We start from the raw sequence: 21,936 nt of genomic DNA, 5'->3' as shown, positions 1-21,936 counted from the left end.
GAGGCCGATAGTACTGCACGGGCAGCTGTGTGGGAGGGTAGGTTGTTGCCAGGTCTTATAACCTAGATTTTTAATCTAGGTTATTTTTTATTTTTTGAATTATTATAAATAAGAATATTAATTTATAAGTAATCCTTAGTAGGGTATTGCAATAGCAATAGCCTTTTTTATTGTATAATGAATACCACCGTAAAATGGGTAGTTCTGATTTCTAAATTTTTACTAGATCTGCTATTGATTACAAAATATATAAATATAGTAAATAACTATAGGTAAAGCTATAGTTATACAAATAATGAATATTTAATGCAATTAATTGCATAAATTGATATGATACCCTAGGAATGATCATTCCTGGGGTATCATTGAAGAGAGGTATAAAAATGTATAATTTTGATGAATTTGTAGAAAGAAAAAATACACACTCTTTAAAGTATGATGGAATAAAAGAAAGATTTGGAATTGATGATAATGATCTTCTACCACTTTGGGTTGCAGATATGGATTTCAAAACTCCAGAGCCTATTAGAAGTGCATTAAAAAATAAGATAGATGAAGGCATATTAGGTTACAGCGGTGGATATGAAGATGTTTATGAATCAATAATTAGTTGGTATAAGAGAAGACATGATTTAACTTTAAAAAGAGAGTGGATTGAATTTAGTGGTACAGTAGTTAGTTCATTGGCAAGAATTATAAAAACCTTTACTAATGAAGGGGACAAGATTATAGTTCAGCCTCCTGTATTTTCTAACTTTTATGATTTAATTAGGATGAATAATAGACAGGTTATTGAAAATCCATTAATACTTAAAGATGGAAAATACAATATGGATTTAGATGGCCTTAAGAATATCATTGATGAAAAAGTAAGGATGATAATATTATGTAATCCACATAATCCAGTGGGAAGAGCATGGTCAAAAGATGAGTTAAGTGAATTAACAAAGATATTAGTTGATAATAATATTTTAATAGTATCGGACGAGGCACATTGTGAACTTGTACATAAAGGGTATAACCATAATTTTGTTCTTCAGCAGCATGAGGAGGCTATAGAAAACTCTATAACTTGTATAGCAAGTCATAAAACCTTTAACATAGCAGGGCTAGAGATATCAAATGTAATCATACCTAATGAATATTTAAGAAAAAGATATAAACAAGCTTTATTAAGTGAAAGTATCAATAAACCAAATTTATTAGGATTAACTGCGGTAAAGGCAGGCTTTGATCATTGCGGGGAATGGTTAGATGAGATGTTAGATTATGTGGAAAGCAACTTTGTATATATGGAGGAGTTTTTCAAAGAGAATATTCCATGTATAAAAGTAATTCCAGCTGAAGCTATGTTCTTAGCATGGCTGGATTTTAGGGCTTTGAATTTAACACCAAAGGAAATAGAAAAGTTATTAATTACTGAAGGAAAAGTCTTAGTGAACCAAGGATATTACTTTGGAAAAGGTGGAGAAGGGTTCATAAGAATAAATTTAGCTTGCCCTAAATCAACTTTAAAGGATGCATTAGAGCGAGTTCTAAAAGCAATTAATACGTTGAAAAACTAACTAGCAAAAGCTAATTAATAAAAAACAATTGAATATAAGGAGGACTTAAAATGAAAATTAACAGTAAAAAAATAATATCATTAATAGCTACATTAACAATAGGCTTAACTATTTTTAGTGGGTGTGGTAACAAAACTGCAGATGGGGATAAAACATCAGAGAATAGTACAACTAACAGTGGTAAAACTCTTACAGTAGGGGTTTCTACAGAATACTACCCATGGTGCTTCAAAGAAAATGATGAATCAAAAGGCTTTGAGATTGATGTTTGGAATGAAATAGGGAAAAGAACTGGGTATAAGATAGAATATCAAACAGCAAAATTTAGTGGACTTATGGGGATGCTTGATGCAGGTAAAATAGACACAGTGGCACATCAAATGTCTACTACTGAGGAAAGAAAAGAAAAATATGATTTTACCGATACTTATGCATATAGTAAATATAAATTTGTAGTACCAACTGATAACTCTAATACAAAGATAGAAGATTTCAAGGGTAAAAAAGTAGGTTGTGTATTAGGTGGTAATGGAGAAAAAACTCTAAAAGATTTAAATGAAAAGCACAATTTAGGATTAGACATAGTAACCTTTGATGGAGTTCCTATGGAAAAGGATGTAGAGATAGGAAGAATCGATGCAGCATGGCTTTCAGAAGTAAAAGCAAAAACAACTATTGAACAGGGAAAATTGAACTTAAAGGTTGCGGATATCGACACTGGTGTTTATGAAATAAATCAATACCCATTTAGAAAAGAAGAAACAAATAAAGAAACTATTGAAACTGTAAATAAAGTTATAAAAGAAATGCATGAAGATGGAACTTTCTCAAAAATATCAAATCAATGGTTTGAATTAGATACTACTAAAGAATCTAAATAGGTGATGTTAATGCCTATATTTGATTTTCAGTTTGTTATAAATTTAATACCATTAATGCTTAAATATTTAAAGGTAACATTGACATTATCTTTAGTATCATTAGTATTTGCATTATTAATAGGAACAGCAATAGCCTTATTTGTAGATGCAAAGGTACCAGTACTAAAGCAGTTATCTAGTGTTTATGTATCATTCTTTAGAGGAACACCGCTAGTGGCACAAATGTTTTTTATATACTTTGGATTAATACAAATTATACATGGGTTAAAGGGTTTAGACGCCATGACATCAGCTATAATTGTACTTAGTCTTAATGCTTCAGCTTATTGCTCAGAAAGCTTAAGAGCAGCTATAGCATCTGTAGATAAAGGTCAGAAGGAAGCAGCTTATGCCATTGGTATGACTTATACTCAAGCAATGGTTAGAATAATTTTACCACAGGCCATAAGAGTTGCAATTCCAACTTTAGTTAATACCTTTGCAGATATAGTAAAGGGTTCATCCTTAGCATTTACTATAGGAGTAACGGAGATTATGGCAACAGCTCAATCGGAGGCAGCGGCTAAATATAAGTTTTTAGAAGCCTTTACTTGTGTAATTCTCATTTATTGGATGTTAAGTGGTATTATAGGATTCATACAAGGAAAGCTTGAGAAATCATTTAACAAAGCTTGATAAGGAGTAAAATATGTTAGAATTAAGTAATTTAACTAAGAGCTTTGGAAATAACTTAGTATTAAAGAATATAGACTTAAAGGTAAAAAAAGGTGAAGTTATAGCTATAGTTGGACCATCAGGTACAGGAAAATCAACATTATTAAGATGTATTAACTTTTTAGAGAAAGCTGATAGTGGAACACTTAAGTTTGGAGATTTAGAGATTGATTTATCCTTAGCTCATAAAAAACATATATTAGATGTTAGAAGAAGAACTGCTATGGTTTTTCAAAGCTATAACTTATTTAAAAATAAAACAGCTTTGAAGAATGTAATGGAACCATTGACTACTGTAAAGAAAATCAGCAAAGAAAAAGCTAGAGAAATAGCAATGGAATATCTTAAAATGGTAGGGTTAGAGGAAAAATCCAATGAGTATTCTTCAAAATTATCTGGGGGACAACAACAAAGAGTGGCTATAGCAAGAGCCTTAGCTGTAGATCCAGAGATAATATTAATGGATGAACCAACTTCTGCTTTAGATCCTGAACTTATAGGCGAGGTTTTAGAGGTAATTAAAGGTTTAGCAAAAGCCCATATGACTATGCTTATAGTAACCCATGAAATGAAATTTGCAAGAGAAGTAGCAGATAGGATAATATTCATGGATAATGGAAAAATAGTTGAAGATGGATCTCCAGAAGAATTATTTCATGAAGATAATGATACAAGAGTAAGAAGATTTGCCGGAAAAATAAGTAGTTAAAAAAGGGACTATCTCAAAAAAATCATGAGATAGTCCCTTTTCTATATATTACTCTTACTCTACTATTTTTAAAATAGCATCTGCAAATTTACGTCTTGGCATTGCGGCTTCATCATCAAAATATCCAAGAGGAATAACTGCAACAATTTCCTCAGTATCAGGAATTTCTACAATGCTAGATACCTTTTCTTCATCAAAGATACCCATAATAACACTGCCTAGGCCTAGCTCATTAGCTTTTAGTGAGAAAATCATATTAGATAATCCACAATCGTACATTTGCCAACCTTCACCCTTTGCAGAATCGAATCCACCCTCACGAGTATAACCAGATCTATTCTTAACTACACTTGAAACAATAATAACAGGAGCAGCAGCTACAATATCACCATTAAAAGCTGGCATTGCATCAGCAATAGCTTTCTTAACTTCTACATTTTTAATAGCATAATATCTAGTTACCTGAGAATTCTTCCATGATGGTGCATAAGCAGCAGCATTTACTAGTTCTGTTATAACCTCATTACTTACTTCCTTTGAATTAAATTTACGAATACTTCTTCTTGTTTCTACACATTTTTGTAATTCCATTATTATACCTCACTTAAATTTTATAATTATTATCTATTGACTATTATAGTATAGTACAAAATAGAGAATCAAGGGGTTGGATACCAAGGAAGTTAGGAAGTTAGCTTTTTATGTTTTTATGTTCTTGGAGGGTTCAAAGCTTAGGGGTAACTGGGGTTGAGGCTCTTAGAGAAAATTTTAAATTATTGCAAAAATAAAAATTCTTAAATTATTTTAGAATAAGTGTAAAAAAATTTCATAATTGCATATATAGTATTTGAATGGGTTTCAAGGCTAAAAATACATATTTTAAAAGGGGATATAATTATGAAATACACAATTATGGGGTTTAGACAAGATAAGTTAGTTCAGCTTGGGCTTGATACTTTGGATGCAACGATCCTTAGATATTTTATTGATTTTAAAGAGTCTAAGGGGATGAAGGTTAAAATTGTAGATGGACAAACATACTATTGGATTCGATATGATGGAGTTTTGAAGGCGTTACCTATATTAAACATGAAAAAATGCACTATTCAATCTAGATTTTTCAAATTAAGAGATGCAGGAGTACTTACTCACCAGGTTATAAGAGATGGTGGTACGTATTCCTATTTTGGCATAGGTGAAAAATATACAGAGCTAATAACTAGTGGTGTAAGTATAGAAGATGATAGCAGTAATGAAATAAAAGAGGCTTCTAGTTGCGATAATTTGAAGGTAGATAATAATCTACAGAGTGTAGATGAAAACAAGGACAGTGTGGATGAAAACTCCTATAGTGGGGATGAAAACCTTCAGGGTATAGATGAAAATCCACAATGTTATCAGTGCAAACCCATAACAAATAATCCATCTATTAAAGATTCCTCTATTAAATATAATAATAACCTAGCCTTTCTGAAGAAAGGGGTTTTTGAGATAATAAAGTATTTAAATTTGCAAACACAGGCTAGTCATAAATTTGTTCAAATGGGATGTTTTGGTTGAGCACTATGTGGGTAGGTGATACAATATAGCTAGGTTTCAAAAAAGTTTAGGAGATTGGCTTATTTATTTTTTGAAGATGCCTTATGTTGAAAAAACAATTCTAGAGGAGGAAATCATGGCTATTAAGGGGAAGACTGATGAAATTAAGTTAGCTAGTGGAGCAGAGGATAAGTTCATTGAATTATTTAGTGAACAGTTTGGTCCAGAGAAGACAAGTAGTTTATCAATCCAGTATGGGTTGAGCGATATATATGGGAGAAGTAGATATATAGACTTTGCTATAGTTACTGATAAAGAGAAGATAGCAATTGAGATAGATGGAGAAGGCGTTCATGAGCCAGGGAAGGTTTCTCATGAGAAGTATTATGATGATCTTTTAAAACAAAACAGTATTATCTATAAGGATTGGAAACTTTATAGGTGGACAGATGGACAATTAAAAAGGTATCCAGATTTAGTTAAGGATCAGATGGCTACATTTTTAGGTGAGGCATTAGAGGGAAGTATAGAGGATTACTTGCCACAACCTAAGGGAGCAGTCCTCGAACTTAGGGAGCATCAAGAGGATGCTCTTACAAGTTTAAGAGATATGAGAGAAGCAGGTGATACTATAGCTCTTTTATATCATGCCACAGGAACAGGTAAAACAGTAACGGCAGTAGAAGATGCTAAATCCATAGGGGGAAGAACTCTATATATAGGACATACCAAGGAATTAATCGAACAAGCTAAGGGAACCTTTGAAATGTTATGGGAGAAGGCAAGCTGTGGCACTTATATGGGAGATATAAAGGAGAAGGAAGCTGACATTGTATGTGGTTCCATTCAAAGTGTAAGTGGTCATGTAGAGGAGTTTAGACCTGATGAATTTGATTATGTAATTATAGATGAAGCTCACCATGGAGCAGCAGATAGTTATAAGAAAATATTATCTTATTTTACACCAAAGTTTACCATAGGATTAAGTGCTACACCTGAAAGAGCAGATGGAGAAGATATTCTAGATTTATTTAAGAATGTGGCTCATAAGATTGATATAGAAACAGCAGTAAAACAAGGAATACTTGCAGAGATTAGATGTATAAGAGTTAAAACTAATGTGGATATATCTGATGTTAGGATTAGAGGAATAAAGTATGACTCTAAGGATTTAGAAAGTAAACTCTTTGTACCTGAGAGAAATAATGTACTAGTTGATACTTATATTAACTATGTTAAAGATAAAAGAACGGTGGTATTCTGTGCCTCAGTTCATAATGCAGAGGAAGTTTCAAAGGCATTTAAAGAAAGAGGAATAGAAGCAGAAGCAGTTTCAGGAAGCTTAAATAAGTCCAGGAGAGATAGAATTTTAAAGGACTATGAGGAAGGTAAGATACAGGTATTATGTGCTTGTGATTTATTAAATGAAGGCTGGGATAGTCCAAGGACAGAGGTGTTATTCATGGCAAGACCAACCATGTCTAAGACTATATACATGCAGCAGTTAGGTAGAGGAACAAGAAAATCAGAAGGAAAGGATTATCTATTAGTCTTTGACTTTATAGACAACTCAAGTCTTTTCAATGCACCACTATCAACTCATAGATTATTTAACTTAGAAAATTATGTACCAGGAGCTTTAGTCCTTGGTCATGGAGATAAAAAATTCAAAGAAGCGGACTTCCTAAGAAGAGGAGAAAAGCCTGTGGAGTTAATTGACTTACCAGTGGATATAATGGATCTTCAGCATATAGATTTATTTAACTGGCAAAGTGAAGCAAAGGGTATGATATCTCAAATAGAGTTTGTAAGAAGGGTAGATGTACAAGCGGAAACAGTAGGAAGATATATCAGAGAAGGAAAGATAGAAGCTGATATGGAAGTGCCATGTGGGAGCACCACATTCAAATACTTCACAGAAGAAACAGTGAAGAAGTATGCAGAGGAGTTTGGATGGGATATGATAAATGACTCCAATATAAAAGAAAAGTTCATGGAGTTTGTAGAGAAAATGACTATGTCAGCCTCTTACAAACCAGTGTTACTACAGGCTATGCTAGCAGAGGCAGATAACAAAGGGAGAGTTCTCATTGACGACTTAGTTGACTGTGTTATTGGCTTCTACGAAGATAGGAAAGCTAGAGGACTTGTAGGTGAAAAGAAAACTTCTATTTATAATAATGAGATTATAGATAGAGGAACAGCAAAGAAAAACATCTTCTCAAATCCATTCAAACGCTTTGAAGACATGAGATTCATGGAAAAATGCAGAGATATAGAATTTGTGCAGTTTAATAGGAAAGTATGGGATAAGCTTAGCTTTGATGAAAAGGTTAGGATAGATGGGGTATGTGAGGAGAAGTTGAAGGGGTATTATAAAAACAAGTAACGGTATGTTTTCGGTAAGTACCATAGGCTAATATTTTTTCAATAGGAGGATTATATATGTTAGATAAGTTAGAAGAATTATTAATACAAAGTGGAATCATAAGTTTATTTACATTTAAAAATACAGTAGATAATAGTGGGGATAGTAGTGACCCTTACGTAAGATATAATGTAAAGCCTAATCAATACAGAATAAGGGCATTTATATTAAAAGGTAATGGTGAAGATAATATTTTTACTGTATATCACTCGAAGGTAGTAGACTCGAAATTAAAAGAATCATTAAAAGAAATAGGTAATGTAGTTAGAAGTACTAGATATGTGATTGATTATAAGGTTGAAGATAACTTACAGTTAGTTAAAGTTATAAAAAATATATTAGAAGATGGAGAAGTCATTAAAAGTTGTTTGGAAAACAGGGTTACTTCCAGAACTCCGAAATTTGAAGGGTTAGATTTACCAGATGTTGATACAAGTGTATGTGATGTAATGGGACAAACATATACTTGGAGAGATATCATAGCTATAAGTGAGGATAATAGTGATGAAAATAAGCTTAAAGAAGTTCTAAGCCAGAAGGGTATATATATTCAAAGAGCTGTAGATGGAACAAGCAGATATATAGGAAGTGCCTATGGAGAAGGTGGAATTTTAGCTAGGTGGATGAAGCATCTAGTTTCTAATGGAGATGCAAGGCATTTAAATTTATTTATACTAGAGCATGGATATAATTCGGTAGTGTTTTCTGTAATAGAATTCTACGAAGGTGAAGATATAATTCAAAGAGAGAATAAATGGAAAGAGACCTTAGGGACTATAAATTATGGACCATACAATAAGGTTCAGTTAAATAATAATTAAATTAATAATTATAGGAGATTAGTATGAAAGCATACAATAAATTAGTAAGAGATAAAATACCAGCAATAATAGAGGCTGATGGAAAGCAGTGTGAAATAGAGATAGCTTCAAAGGAAGAGATCACAGGACTTTTAGAGAAGAAGCTTATGGAAGAAGTAAATGAGTATTTAGAGGATAAAAATTTAGAAGAGCTGGCAGATGTTATGGAAGTATTGTTTGGACTTGCGAAGAATCTTGGGTATTCAGAGGAAGAATTTATGGAGAAGAGGAAAGCGAAGTTTGAGGAAAGAGGAGGATTTAAGGAAGGGGTTGTGTTGAAAGGGGTTAGGTAAAACAAAAGGAAAATAGGGGGGATTGGGTTATGAAGATACCAAAGATTTTTATATAATATGTACATGGAACTGAAGAGTTTAAAGGTAAAGTGTTAGAATTCTCGAATAAATTAAGATTGAATAATATAGAGGCTTATTTTGATAAATAAGAAAAGTGTCCATCTGAAGGGTGGCCAAGATGAATGGATATTTTGCTTATATAACGAGCAACTTGGAACGGTGTTCTAAAAGAACAGAAGAACAGGGATATCAATTAGATGAAACAATATTTACACTTGTTTCGCTATGTAAATATATGGATATAATATTTGTTGTAATAATTTAAATATACGGAGTTTGTCAAGAGAGTTGTCGTATCAAATTATATAGATTTAAAAATCATAGTTTGATTTATGGTTCAAAGTAATAAATAATTCGATAAAAACAGACAAAACAGTGTGGTATACTGGACTTGAAATTAGGAATATTATACGAAGTTTACATAGGGTGAAATTAATATTTTATTAGATATTAAGATAATAAAAATAATATTAAAGGGTGGTGAAATAATGAGTAGTATATTAGAAGAAAATAAGAAAGACTGTTGGATGTTTACTGTAGTTGATAGAATTGAAGAAGCTACATTTAATCCTGTTCTTGAAAGATTTTATAATTTTGGTATATCAGGATTAGTTAGAGAAAATATACAAAATTCATTAGATGGAAAAATATCAGGTGAGAATAAACCTGTAGTAGTTAGTATAAAAATTGGAGAAATAGAAAAAGTACATATACCTGGCATAGAAGAGATTAAGAAAAGAATTTTATCTTTAAAAGGTAGAAATAGCTATACTCGAGAAACTATCCAACATATGAAAAAGAAAATGGTAGAGGATAGAGTAAGCTATATTTCATTTGAGGATTCTAATACAAAGGGGTTAAAAGGTGCATTAAATGGTCAAAGTGATTCTAATGAAGATACTTGGAGTATTTATGCGTACAATAAAGGTGTTCACGCTGAAGCTGAAAATGAAGAATTTGAAAAGGTTAGGGGTGGCTCTCATGGAATAGGGAAGATTGCATCAAATGCTGCGTCAGAACTAAATATGATGTTTTTTGCTAATTGTGATGACGAGGGCAATAAACATTTAGGGGGAACTGTACAGCTAATTGAACATGAATATGAAAGTGATTTCTATAGATCTACAGGGTATTTTACTGATGAAAAAATTATAGATTCGAAAACTAAGTTTTATCCTTTTGAGAATAAATTTCATCAAGTATTTTCTAAAGATGCTAGGGGATTAAAAATAATAATTCCATTTTTAAGAGAACAGTTTAATGATGAAAAAGATATAATTAAAAGTGTATGTGATAGTTTCTTTATTGCTATCATGCAAGAAAAGTTACAGGTTATAGTTAATGAAAAAGTTATAAATAGTTCTACGATACAAGACTATATAACGAATAGTAGTTATTATGAACAAGCAATTTCTGAAATAAAAGAAGAGTTTACTCCACTTTATTTTAGGACATTTACAAGGAGTGAACATAGAGAAATAATAATAAAAGATTCAAATAATGACTATAAATTTAAATTATATTTTACATATGATGAAGAAATATCAAAGGGTAGAGTAGCTATAGTAAGAACAATCGGTATGAAAATAGAAGATAAAAAGATAAAGGGGAATGTAAATAAACCTTTTAATGCTGTTTTAATACCAGGTAGTGAAATTGAGGATATGTTTTTAAAATCTTTAGAAAATGAATCGCATACAGAATTAGCTAGTGAGCATATTAAAGATCTGAAGCTACAAAGGAATGCTAAAAGATTTATTAATAATATTTCTAAGGAAATATCAAGTGTCCTAGATGAAGAAATAAAAAAGAAAAATCCAACGGATGGTGTTATGAATACCAAAGATATTCTTTATATTATAGAAAGTCAGTTTAAAAAAGATTTATCACAAACTATGGATACTGTTAAATTAAATAAAGGTGAGAAGGAAAGAATCGTAGCTAAATTACCTCCACCAACAAGAAAGACTAAAGAAAAATCACCTACATCAGGAAAAGATCCAAAACCTAGGAAGAAACCTAGTGGAGCAAAGGAAGTAAAGCGGGAAAAGAAGGATAATGAAGGTAATAATACAGAAAAGGAAACAAGATATAATACTCATCCAGATATAGTTCAAAGACTACTTTTATCTGATAGAGAGGTTGTTATATTTGACTTTACTAGTACAAAGGAATTAAAGGATTCTAAATTGTGTGATGTAGCATTATTGGTAGTTAATGGAATGGGAGAAGAGTGTCCTAATGAGTTTAAATTAAATGATGGCTATGAAAGTGCTAAGGATATTAGCTCAGGAAAAATATGTAGCATAAAAAACAATTTAATTAAGGATGTTAAAATAATAAATGGAGTAGCACAAATTGAGTTCAAGTTAAAATCAAACTTTAATAGAGCACTAAAATTTGTATACTATGTAGAGGTGTAAAATGATATATAAAAAGGATGCAAATTTTCCATATCCAATTTTAACAAATGTATCAAATAGCTATGAAAACTGTGAATTTATTTTAGATATAGATCTTAATGAGAATGTTGAAGATTATAGATTTGAAATAAACTGTGAAATTACATCTAATTTTATTAATATGCGTTTAGTAAAGGGACAAGCACAATTGATATTAGTTATCCAATCAAAAGATAACAAATTCTTTAATGTTGGTGTAGATGATAAGTTTATTTGTATTCCTAAGTCTAGGATCTCTATGAGTAAGAGAACTATTATACAAATGCTTATTCAAGCAAAGGAAGAAATCTCATTTAAAGATAATAGCGATCTAAGCTCTTTTTATGATCAATATAGGCAAGAAATTAAAGTAGATGCTAATTCGATATTAGGATTCTCTAATACTGTTTTATTTGATGGAAGTAATGCTAAACCACTTGAGATATTTGAAAAGCGTGTAGATCCTAATATTAAGTCGGACATTAAGATAGAAATAGGAAGTGAAACTATAGTATTAGTTTATAAAAATGAATCTTTTCAATTTAACGATTCACAGAAAAGTAATATTCTTAATAACCCTTATGTATATATGGGGCTGCAGAAAGCTTTGTTTAGATTTATAACTAATAATAGTGAAGATATATCAGAGGAAGTTAATTTGGATGAGATAGATCCCCCAACAGATGGTTTGGATTTTAAATTATATAATCTTATGAGAAGTAAAATGATAAGTGAATTATCTATAGAGAATATTGATGAAGTAATTTATTCGATCTCAGATAAGATATTAGGAAAATATACTGAAACAGTAAGGAGTTTATATAAAGATGCAAATTAGATTGTTGAAAAAGGGATATAAGAATAATGAACAATTTTATCAAGATTTTTTAAATGATCAAATAAATAGTAATGATGAATATTTTTCAGGGGAAGAGGTTTCTATAAGTGAAATACCTAACTTTCCTATTTACATGAATATTTCAGAAGACGAGGAAAGAAACAAAAGCTATTTTGAAGCTTTTGGGATTATTTCAAAATCCTATCTCAATACTGATAGAGATATACATTTAGATGAAGTATTTTGGCACTCTCTACTTTGTACTAAGAAGAGAGAATATTTATTGGAGAAGTATTCATCAATAAAAGATGGTATTAATGTTTTTAATAATATTGTCTTAAAGAAATTTGATTGGGAGAATTATATCTACAAATGTATTTTAGGGGCTCAATATATCTGTGATAACATACTAGAAAGTGAAAGAGAGAAGTACTTTCAGTTAATAATAGATAATTTAGATTTATATAATTATATAATTAAGTATGAGATATTTAGAAATGACCGCTTTTTAATTAACATTTTAGATATAATTAATGATTTAGACTTATCTAAGGTGTTAAAAGCAAAAATAAAAGATAGAGATGACTTAGGTAAGGATGAGAGGGTAGGGAGAAGAGTGATTTTTGAATTTAATAAAAGCTATCCTGTTGTTATGTCACCAATGTTAGAAAAGGATGAATTACAACAAGTCTTTCTAAAGTACTTAAGTTATTATTATGATATAAATAAATTAAATGTATAACGCTATGTGAATGTTATATATTCAAAACAGTAGACAATCGAAATAGGAATACAAGATAGCGAACAAGTTTGTAGGAAAAAAATCCATTGAAGGAGAGATAGCAAAGATAAGTAGTTCCTTTGAGAGGAAGAGTAGTTTATAGAAAACTAGGATAATTTATTATATAAGCAACTTCGGTTACAAGCTCCCTAAGTAGCACCCGAGAAGTCCAAAAAATTTCCAAGTAAGCCCTATGCAAAGCGTAGGGCTTTTATAATAACAAGGATTACCCGTAGGGAGTTAGCAGAAATAGTAGAGATTAGTGAAAATGAAATAATGATATATAAAGAGTAAGTAGAAGCTGCAGTCGCTAGACTTAACACTATTAGATATCAGGTGTAACAAGCTATATTATGCCTAAGAACTAACACAATGGTGGAATGATTCCTCTAAAAACAAATCTTTGATATATTATCCAATAACTAAGTGTTAGAATAACAATATAAGATATTAAATGATAGGGGATATAAGCTATGAAAAAAATAAGATCAAGTTCTTGGAGTAATAGTAGGGTTAAGGATAAAAGTTACATTGCAAGTAAAAGAGTTGATTCATCTACATTTGGTTCTGGAAGTGTTATTCCAATGGACATACGAGAAGAATTTTTAAACAATATATCAGTTAAACTTTCAAAGGGTCAAAAGCATAAAGTAAGCTTAATTTGTGATGGGAAAACTTATAGTGCAAAGATTGATTGGGTTAATAATGATGAAAATAGACGAAAAAACCCTGTTATTCGCATTATGTTTAATGATAAAAGGTTTGTTACTTTACTAATTGATACATTAGATGCTTCATACAAATATATAAAAAAATATCAAAGCGAAAATAATAATAAGACTCCTAAGAAGTTTCCAGAAGAAGCTCAAGAATTCATAGACTTCTATAAAGGAGATAAATTAGATACATTCATAGTTAAGTTAATTGATAGATCGCAATTATCATCAGAGGATCAAGTTGAGGAAGAAGATGACTTTGAGGATGAAACAATAGACGATATTGTTGAAGAAACTTCTATAATTTTAGATTTTAATTCAGTAGATGTTGTTAGAGAAATACATAACTACATATCTTCTAAGGGCTTTGATTATGACCAAGCCTTAATTAAGAACCTATACATATCATTAAAGGCTAAACCATTTGTTATTTTATCTGGTATTTCGGGTACTGGTAAGAGTAAGATTGTAGAACTATTTGCAGAGGCGATTGGTGCAACTAGTGATAATAAGAGATTTAGTTTAGTGCCTGTTAAGCCTGATTGGTCTGATGCAACTGATTTATTAGGGTATAGAAATATTAAGGGCGAATTTACTCCAGGAGTTATTACATCTGTGGCTTATGAGGCTATGATGCATCCAGAGCTTCCTTATTTTATTTGTCTTGATGAGATGAATTTGGCTAGAGTTGAATATTATTTTAGTGATGTTTTATCTATTATGGAGACAAGAAGAGTTAACGAGGATGGAATTATCATAACTAATCCATTGATAAGTAAAGAGCAAGTTGGAACTGATACTACTGCTTTTGATAAATATGGTGATGTATATTTGCCTGAAAATCTATTTATTGTTGGAACTGTTAATATGGATGAAACAACATTCCCATTTAGTAAGAAGGTATTAGATAGAGCAAATACAATTGAGTTTAACAAGGTTGATTTATCTTATTCATTTGAAGATAGAAATACTGAAGATGTTGAAGCTAAAACTTATCATAATAATCTCCTTAAGTCTGATTTCTTAAAGTTATCTCATTGTATAGAGCACAAAGAAATTGCTACTAAGGTTATAGAGAGATTAATTGAAATTAATAATGTGCTTCAAGAGTATAATCAGCATTTTGGTTATAGAGTTAGGGATGAAATTGTATTTTATATGATATATGCAACTGAAAATGACTTGCTAGAATTTGATGCCGCATTTGATATGGCTGTTACTCAAAAGATTCTTCCTAAGATAAGTGGAAGTAGTCAAGATGTTCAGGATTTATTAATATCTTTATTTGATAAACTAAATGGTTGTAAAACTCAAAATTCAACTTACTTAGAAGATGCAGATATTAAGAAGATGAAGGAAAACTCCCTTGATAAATATGAATTAACTAATGAAAAGATTATCTATATGATTAGGAGGTTCATACGTGATGGATTCACAACCTTCTGGCAATAATCAAGAAATTCTAAGTATAGAATCAGATAATTTACATTTTGTCATTAAGGGAAATGAGGATAGCATTGGAACTAGTGATGAGACTTCAATTTCTATTAAGAGTTTTTGTGGGGATTTAAATACGAGTTTTAACGAGAAGGTTCATTTGAAGGAATATAAAAATTATGAGGTTATCATACTTAGCAAGAATAATGCTAAGTTAGAGTTTTATCATGAAAATCAACATATTAGAAATAAAGTAACTCCAATGGTTAAGGGAAGTAATAATCTTAGTGGAATTATAAATTTCAGAGGAGATATTGGGCATACAGATCTTACAGTAAGAGCTAATGGACATGATGAGTTTTGCTGCAAGCTAGAGGTGTATCCAAGTAAGCTTAGCTATAAGAAGGATTATGAAGAGATTCTTAGGGATGTTAATGAGGAGATTTATAATCTTGCTTATGGTTTTTAGCGAGAACTTATTTAGGCGCAGAGATCAGTAATAATACTAACAGCAGTAAAACTGAGTTTTATAGTATCTTAAATTATGTTTTTGAGAAACTAAAAAAATCTATAGATGTAGTTATAAATAATCCACATCATAAATTAGAAAAAGAGAATCAAATTGTGAAATATGATAAGCTTAAGAATGTTACAAGTGATACTATAAAGTGGCTTGAAAAAAGACCACATATGAATGGCATAGAGGCTCTGCAAACTAAAAAAACAGTAACTATTAACACAAAGGAAAATAGATTCGTTAAGTTTATGCTAGTTAATATAATCAAGAAGATTAATGAATTTACTAAGGTATATAAAAACAGTAATAGATATGGCTCTATTGATGAAGTTGTTTTAGATAAATTAAATATATTCAAGAGAACAATTAATACAAAGATTAATTCATCATTTTTGAAAGATATGCAGGCACAATATAATGAAGCATCAATGTCCTTGGTTTTTACTATGGGAAGTGGTTATAGAGAGATTTATAAATATTATTTAATGCTTCAAAAGGGCTTAACTATTAATAGTAATGTTATATCTTTATCTATAAAGGAGCTTAGTGAATTATATGAGTATTGGTGTTTTATAAAAATAAATTCATTACTACAAAAGAAGTACAACCTTATATCAGCAGATTTCTTAAAGATTCACAAGACAGGTATAAGTGTAGCCTTAAAGAAAGGTAATAGTTCATCTTTAAAATACAAGAATCCTAGAACTGGAGAGACCTTCGAGGTGCTTTACAATAGAAGTAAATTATCTAAAACAGTATCACAAAAGCCAGATAACATTTTATCAATTAATAAAGATGGTAGTGAAAAGGCTTATGAGTTTATCTTTGATGGTAAATATAGAATAGATACAACAGAAGGTTATAAAGCAACTTATCATGGAGTTGGACCTAAGACAGAAGATATAAACACAATGCATAGATATAGAGATGCCATAGTTTATGAGAATAAAAAAACTAACACAAATGAAAACTGTATTTTTGGAGCATTTGTATTATTTCCATACAACAACGAAGAAGAATTTAGAAATCACGATTTCTATAGAAGCATAGAAGAAGTAAACATAGGAGCTATACCCTTTCTTCCATCAAGCACAAAGTTAATGGAAGAGTTTTTAGATGAATTAATAAATGAATCATCATACTCAACCTTTGAAAGAGCACTTGATCAGGTGGGGAAAGAAGAGTATCTAAAAGATGAATACTTTACAAATAGGAATGTTTTAATTGGGCCAGTAAAAGATTATAAGCAGTTAGAGGTAAGCCTACAAGAAAGGTTTTATCATGTTCCAAAATCAAAAGCAAATCTAATAAAGCATAACATTGAATATGTAGCATTAGCACAATCAATAAAAGCTTTTAAAGATGAAGCAGGAATAACATACTACGGTAAAGTGGAATCAATAGAAGAAGTAAAAAGAAATGAAATAACCGAAATACCAAAGAACTCAGATGAACCATACTACCTAATAAATATAGTAGAATGGATTAAACTACCGAAGAAAATAGAAGTCATGGGGTATCCAGTACGAAGATGTCTTTATACCAGTGATTACTTAATGATGGCCTCTGGAGTAGTAGCAGAACTATTCATAAAAAACAAAGAAGAATATAGAGTATGGCATGAATTAAAGAGGTTTGCTGAAGAAGTTAAATTAAGAATCGAAGAGAATGATAAGGATCATGAAACACTGCATATGGAATGTAGTAATGGTATGGATATTATAGCTAAAGGTAAGGACGTAAAGATTTATTATAATGATATAGTAAAGAAAATGGATATAAGGGAGTTTGAGAAAGTGGCTAGGGGACTGTTGCAAGGGAGAAATGGGTAGATAGGGTATGGTGGAAAGTAATACTGAATGGAGGAAAGGTTTTGGGTATTTTGAGTATTCAAGGCCTTTTTTTATGTGGTAGCAGAGATTAGGAAGAATATATTAATTTAAATATGTATAAGAATGTGTGTTCGTGTTAATAATTTGGATATAGATTAAACATAGGAGGAATTATAATATGAACAAGTTATTAGATCCAAAGAATGATGTTGTGTTTCAAAAGTTATTTGGTGTGAAGGGTAATGAAAAAATATTAATTAGTTTTTTAAATTCTATACTTGAACCGAGTGGAAATGGAAAAATTAAAAGTTTGAACTTAGAGGAGAAAGAACTAAACACATCACTCATTGCCAGTGAGAAATTAAGTATTTTAGATATCAATGTTACCACTGAAACTAATGTTCATATCAATGTAGAAATACAGCTGATTAATCAGTATAATATGATTAAGCGGACAATATTTTATTTATCGAAAATGATATTAAAACAACTGGTTAAGGGAGATAATTATACTAAGTTAAATAAAACAATTACAGTAAATATATTAGATTTTAATTATATAAAGGATAGTAAATTTCACAGTAGCTATCATCTTTATGAAGATATTACTAAGAAACTCTTAAGTGATATTGTAGAAATACATTTTATCGAACTGGAGAAATTCAGAAAGTGTGAAAAAGATTATAATAACAAGTTACATAGATGGTTAAGTTTTTTAATAAACCCCGAAGGAAAGGAGATTGATGGCTTGAAGAAGGAAGATTCAGAAATAAAGGAAGCTATGGATGTTTTATATGAGATAAGTGGTGATAAAGATGTGATACAGCTGGCAGAACTTAGAGATAAAGCCATAAGAGATGAGAAGAGTAGACTTGAAGGAGCTAGAGAAGAGGGCAGAGAAGAAGGTATGGAAAAAGGTATGGAAAAAGGAAAGCTTGAATCGGCTAAAAGTCTGCTTGACATTTTAGAGGATAAAGTAATTGCAGATAAACTAAATCTAAAATTAGAAGTAGTGAAAGCTTTAAGAGAAGAGAAGAAGCATGAATGTTAGTAGTAACAGAAATTTATAAGGAATATACTCCATATATAGTAGTTAGTAATGAAGTTGAATTCATATCAAAGGTAGTAAATATGTAGCATAGTAAATCTAAACCACTTGATCCGTTATTTTAATGGTTCAGGTGGTTTGTTTATTATGTAAAATAAACCACTCAGAGAATAAGGATCACATAGGAATTATTGGGCGTTAAAGCGGCGAAACACAACAATTGGTGGTTTAATATAGATTTTTAGATAATATATACAATTGTGATATAATTATTCTGAATAATAATTAGGGATATATTAGAGTTATGTTAAAAGTATAATCCTTGTAACTTAATCTAATTAGCTAGAATGAAAAAGGAGTGATATTATGCTTGAATTTAAGATATTTTTTCCAATTCTAAAGCCTTTCATATATTTGATTATAGGCACGGGTATTATAATAGGTATTAAGACTCTATCTATAAACATAAAATATAAAAAATCTCAGTATAAAGTAATTAGTGGAAATAGTTTCTTTAAAACGATATTTGATAAGGGGAATTATGGTGAGTTTCTAACATTTGTATTTCTTGAAAAATTACAAGGTGATAATAAAATATTATGTAATTTATATATACCAAGGGAAGATGGAACAACAACGGAAATAGATTTATTAATGATAAATAGGTCAGGTATATATGTTTTTGAATCTAAGAATTATAGTGGCTGGATATTTGGAGATGAGAAAAATAAAAACTGGACACAGTCAGTAAAGGGTGGAAAGAAGAATAAATTCTTTAACCCAGTATGGCAAAATAAAGCACATATAAGTGCATTGGTAGAATTGCTTAGAGAAATTGATATTAAGTATGTTTATTCATACATAGTATTTAGTGAGAGATGTGAGTTGAAAAAGATTTCTGTATCATCACCAGTAGTATATATTTTAAAGAGAAATAAACTAAGTTCTACATTAGAAAAAGATATTAAGGGAAGAAGAGAAGTTTTATCAAATGTTCAAATTAATGACATTTATAAAGTTTTAGAGAAATGTTCTCTAGCTGATACAGCAATTAAGGAAAATCACATTAAAAGTATAAAGAGTAAACAGGAAGAGAAGTTATTTCCTAAGGAAGATTTTATAAAAGTATCTAGAAAAGATCAAGGCAATTGCGAGTCGGAAACATTGTATAATAAGCTTAAGGAATATAGAATTGCAACGGCAAGATTAATGAGTGTCAAACCATACTTCATATTTAGTAATGAGACTTTAGATGAGTTAGTAAGAGCCAAGCCTAGAAATAAAGAAGAATTATTGAAGGTAAGAGGATTTGGAGCTACAAAAGTTGAGAAGTATGGCGATGGGATTTTGAATATAATATTTAAATATAATAATGTACAATAGATTTTAATAGAAAGCTGTCTTGATTATGATGCTTCACTTTACTATAAGAGCAAGCGAAACATAAGAACTTTGGTAGCAAGGAGATTTCCACAATAGTAAATTCATATGTGAAATTTATTTCATATAGACATTACATGAAGAAAATAGAAATATTAAGGATGAACTTAAATTAAGAATAGTATTCCCAAATTCAGAAGAAGCTATATACACAGTAGATGTTATGAAGTACTGGGAGTACACAGATGAAGAACTGTTAAAACAGAAGATGTATCCGCTAATTCCATTACAACTTTTTAGTTTGAGAAAGGAATTAGAGCTATCTAGTAAGAATAATAATATTAATAAAATGAAAGAATTATCATATAGAGCAAAGGAACTAGCTACAAAGCTGGCCAATGAATCAAAAGACTTGTTTAAGTCAGATGAAATTCTTGGAGAAGATTTTCATAAGATGCTTCTAGCAATACAAAATCTTATAGAGTACTTAAATAGAAATTATTTAAATGATGATATATTAGAAAAAGAGGTGAATACAATGACAAAAACATTATATGATCCAGAGGTTGAGAAAAAGGGTGTAGAAAAGGGAATTGAAAAAGGAATAGAGAAAGGAAAGCTTGAAGCGGCTAAAAGTCTGCTTGATATTTTAGAGGATAAAGTAATTGCAGATAAACTAAATCTAAAATTAGAAGTAGTGAAAGCTTTAAGAGAAGAGAAGAAGCATGAATGTTAGTAGTAATAACAGAAATTTATATTGAGAATTGAAAAACCTCAGTGGGATAAGTCCTTCCCTTGTGAGACCCTTGAGGGTTGAAAAATAAAATTATTATAGCCTAAAATATAAACCACTAACCACTTATTGATTTAAGTAGTTAGTGGTTATTTTTATGAAAATTTTAACAATATCATCATAACCGGGCAAAAATTTAATAAATATTAGTATTACCTGTATTTTCAAACAAGTAACCTTAATAGGGATTATAAATAATGTATTAAATTCCTTTCTTGTGGAGGAGTTCTAGGAGTGATGATATAGGTACTTTTTACAGTTAAGCTGATTACAGGTATTGAAATAAATAGGACTGAAATAGCTAGGAGGAAAAAGATGAAAAATAAGGGAGAGAACAGTGTAAAGAATACTAAGATTATTGCAGTAGCCGGAAAGGGTGGTGTAGGGAAAACTTCTTTGGCGGCGGTTATGGTGAAATTACTTACAGAAGCTTATCCAGATAAAAAAATTCTTGCCATCGATGCAGATCCCGCCGTTGGCTTATCAACTGCTTTGGGCATTGAGGTTACAACTACCCTTGATGATATACGTAAAGCGGTGGTTAATACATTGGAGGATGGAAATACAAAAGCAGCTATTGAATTGCTTGGTGAGGCACAGTACCGCATATATGACGCCATAGTGGAATCACAGGGGTTTGCATTTATTGCCATTGGAAGACCGGAAGCTGCTGGCTGTTATTGCAAGATTAATTCTTATTTGAAAGAAGTCATTAGTATTCTTTCAAAGAACTTTGATTATGTGGTCATTGACGGAGAAGCTGGAATAGAGCAAATTAATAGGCGAGTGATGGAAAAGGTTACCCACTTATTGCTAATAACAGATTGTAGTAAAAAAGGAACCCAAGTTATTAAGACCATCAAAAATGCAGCTGAAGAACTTGTTATGTATGAAAAGTTAGGAGCAATTGCAAATCGTCTTCCAGATATTTCGGTTAAAGATTATATGGATACAGAAGACCTTCCTATACTTTCTTATATATGTAATGATAATAAGTTAGCTACCTATGATTTGACGGGGAAAAATGTTTTTTATCTACCAGATGATACTGAAATTGTACAAGGAACACGCAGAGCTTTACAAAAATTTCAAATTTTAAAATGA

General features: G+C 30.6%; 21 protein-coding genes. 20 read left to right on the top strand and 1 reads right to left on the bottom strand.

Annotated elements, in window-relative coordinates; translation table 11 throughout:
* Positions 1-383: 383 nt before the first annotated feature.
* Genes RSD37_RS01310 through RSD37_RS01295 form a run of 4 tightly spaced genes read left to right on the top strand, consistent with a single transcriptional unit; the run spans position 384 to position 3,869 of the window.
* Complete coding sequence (locus tag RSD37_RS01310; RefSeq protein ID WP_346944887.1) at positions 384-1,565, top strand: MalY/PatB family protein; 1,182 nt, start codon at positions 384-386, stop codon at positions 1,563-1,565.
* Positions 1,566-1,615: 50 nt separating this feature from the next.
* Positions 1,616-2,446: a transporter substrate-binding domain-containing protein gene (locus RSD37_RS01305; protein ID WP_346944886.1), complete on the top strand. Its 831-nt coding sequence runs from the start codon at positions 1,616-1,618 to the stop codon at positions 2,444-2,446.
* A gap of 9 nt (positions 2,447-2,455) precedes the next feature.
* Positions 2,456-3,121 carry an amino acid ABC transporter permease gene (locus RSD37_RS01300; RefSeq protein ID WP_346944885.1) on the top strand — a complete coding sequence of 222 codons (666 nt, stop codon included), beginning with the start codon at positions 2,456-2,458 and terminating at the stop codon, positions 3,119-3,121.
* A gap of 13 nt (positions 3,122-3,134) precedes the next feature.
* Positions 3,135-3,869, top strand: coding sequence for an amino acid ABC transporter ATP-binding protein (locus tag RSD37_RS01295; RefSeq protein WP_346944884.1), 735 nt, complete (start codon positions 3,135-3,137; stop codon positions 3,867-3,869).
* Between the two features lie 54 nt (positions 3,870-3,923).
* On the opposite strand, the gene RSD37_RS01290 is transcribed toward RSD37_RS01295, so the two are convergent.
* Positions 3,924-4,460, bottom strand: a complete 537-nt coding sequence (locus tag RSD37_RS01290) for a nitroreductase family protein (protein WP_346944883.1) — start codon at positions 4,458-4,460, stop codon at positions 3,924-3,926.
* A gap of 306 nt (positions 4,461-4,766) precedes the next feature.
* Here RSD37_RS01290 and RSD37_RS01285 point away from each other — a divergent pair, with 306 nt between their 5' ends.
* The 16 genes from RSD37_RS01285 to RSD37_RS01210 all read left to right on the top strand — a co-directional run bounded on the left by RSD37_RS01285 (position 4,767) and on the right by RSD37_RS01210 (position 21,936).
* Positions 4,767-5,429 (top strand): hypothetical protein, encoded by a 663-nt coding sequence (locus RSD37_RS01285; protein ID WP_346944882.1) that lies wholly within the window; start codon positions 4,767-4,769, stop codon positions 5,427-5,429.
* Between the two features lie 115 nt (positions 5,430-5,544).
* Positions 5,545-7,797 carry a DEAD/DEAH box helicase gene (locus RSD37_RS01280; protein WP_346944881.1) on the top strand — a complete coding sequence of 751 codons (2,253 nt, stop codon included), beginning with the start codon at positions 5,545-5,547 and terminating at the stop codon, positions 7,795-7,797.
* A 56-nt stretch (positions 7,798-7,853) separates the two neighbouring features.
* The gene (locus tag RSD37_RS01275) at positions 7,854-8,657 is read left to right on the top strand and encodes a GIY-YIG nuclease family protein (protein ID WP_346944880.1); all 804 of its coding nucleotides are present in this window, start codon (positions 7,854-7,856) and stop codon (positions 8,655-8,657) included.
* 23 nt (positions 8,658-8,680) lie between these two features.
* Positions 8,681-8,989, top strand: a complete 309-nt coding sequence (locus RSD37_RS01270) for a nucleoside triphosphate pyrophosphohydrolase (protein ID WP_346944879.1) — start codon at positions 8,681-8,683, stop codon at positions 8,987-8,989.
* Between the two features lie 178 nt (positions 8,990-9,167).
* The gene (locus RSD37_RS01265) at positions 9,168-9,314 is read left to right on the top strand and encodes a hypothetical protein (RefSeq protein WP_346944878.1); all 147 of its coding nucleotides are present in this window, start codon (positions 9,168-9,170) and stop codon (positions 9,312-9,314) included.
* A 223-nt stretch (positions 9,315-9,537) separates the two neighbouring features.
* Entirely contained in the window at positions 9,538-11,472 is a 1,935-nt protein-coding gene (locus RSD37_RS01260; protein ID WP_346944877.1) for a hypothetical protein, read from the top strand.
* Between the two features lies 1 nt (position 11,473).
* The gene (locus RSD37_RS01255) at positions 11,474-12,328 is read left to right on the top strand and encodes a hypothetical protein (protein ID WP_346944876.1); all 855 of its coding nucleotides are present in this window, start codon (positions 11,474-11,476) and stop codon (positions 12,326-12,328) included.
* Positions 12,318-13,070 carry a hypothetical protein gene (locus tag RSD37_RS01250; RefSeq protein ID WP_346944875.1) on the top strand — a complete coding sequence of 251 codons (753 nt, stop codon included), beginning with the start codon at positions 12,318-12,320 and terminating at the stop codon, positions 13,068-13,070. Before RSD37_RS01255 ends, RSD37_RS01250 begins: the two co-directional genes overlap by 11 nt.
* A 512-nt stretch (positions 13,071-13,582) precedes the next feature.
* A complete protein-coding gene (locus RSD37_RS01245; RefSeq protein WP_346944874.1) occupies positions 13,583-15,277 on the top strand; it encodes an AAA family ATPase in 1,695 nt (564 codons plus the stop codon).
* Complete coding sequence (locus tag RSD37_RS01240) at positions 15,252-15,731, top strand: DUF2357 domain-containing protein (RefSeq protein ID WP_346944892.1); 480 nt, start codon at positions 15,252-15,254, stop codon at positions 15,729-15,731. Before RSD37_RS01245 ends, RSD37_RS01240 begins: the two co-directional genes overlap by 26 nt.
* A 23-nt stretch (positions 15,732-15,754) precedes the next feature.
* Complete coding sequence (locus tag RSD37_RS01235; protein WP_346944891.1) at positions 15,755-17,611, top strand: DUF2357 domain-containing protein; 1,857 nt, start codon at positions 15,755-15,757, stop codon at positions 17,609-17,611.
* A 178-nt stretch (positions 17,612-17,789) separates the two neighbouring features.
* The gene (locus RSD37_RS01230; protein WP_346944873.1) at positions 17,790-18,662 is read left to right on the top strand and encodes an Rpn family recombination-promoting nuclease/putative transposase; all 873 of its coding nucleotides are present in this window, start codon (positions 17,790-17,792) and stop codon (positions 18,660-18,662) included.
* Positions 18,656-18,748 carry a DUF6718 family protein gene (locus RSD37_RS01225; protein ID WP_346944872.1) on the top strand — a complete coding sequence of 31 codons (93 nt, stop codon included), beginning with the start codon at positions 18,656-18,658 and terminating at the stop codon, positions 18,746-18,748. Before RSD37_RS01230 ends, RSD37_RS01225 begins: the two co-directional genes overlap by 7 nt.
* 277 nt (positions 18,749-19,025) lie before the next feature.
* Complete coding sequence (locus RSD37_RS01220; protein WP_346944871.1) at positions 19,026-20,042, top strand: NERD domain-containing protein; 1,017 nt, start codon at positions 19,026-19,028, stop codon at positions 20,040-20,042.
* Between the two features lie 220 nt (positions 20,043-20,262).
* The gene (locus tag RSD37_RS01215) at positions 20,263-20,775 is read left to right on the top strand and encodes a hypothetical protein (RefSeq protein ID WP_346944870.1); all 513 of its coding nucleotides are present in this window, start codon (positions 20,263-20,265) and stop codon (positions 20,773-20,775) included.
* Positions 20,776-21,147: 372 nt separating this feature from the next.
* The gene (locus tag RSD37_RS01210; RefSeq protein ID WP_346944869.1) at positions 21,148-21,936 is read left to right on the top strand and encodes an AAA family ATPase; all 789 of its coding nucleotides are present in this window, start codon (positions 21,148-21,150) and stop codon (positions 21,934-21,936) included.

The sequence above is a fragment of the Clostridium sp. genome (genome assembly GCF_036646415.1).
In the GTDB taxonomy this organism is placed as follows: Bacteria; Bacillota; Clostridia; order Clostridiales; family Clostridiaceae; genus Clostridium_J.
Note: the sequence above shows the minus strand (reverse complement) of the source record. Positions and strands in the feature narration are given on the sequence as shown.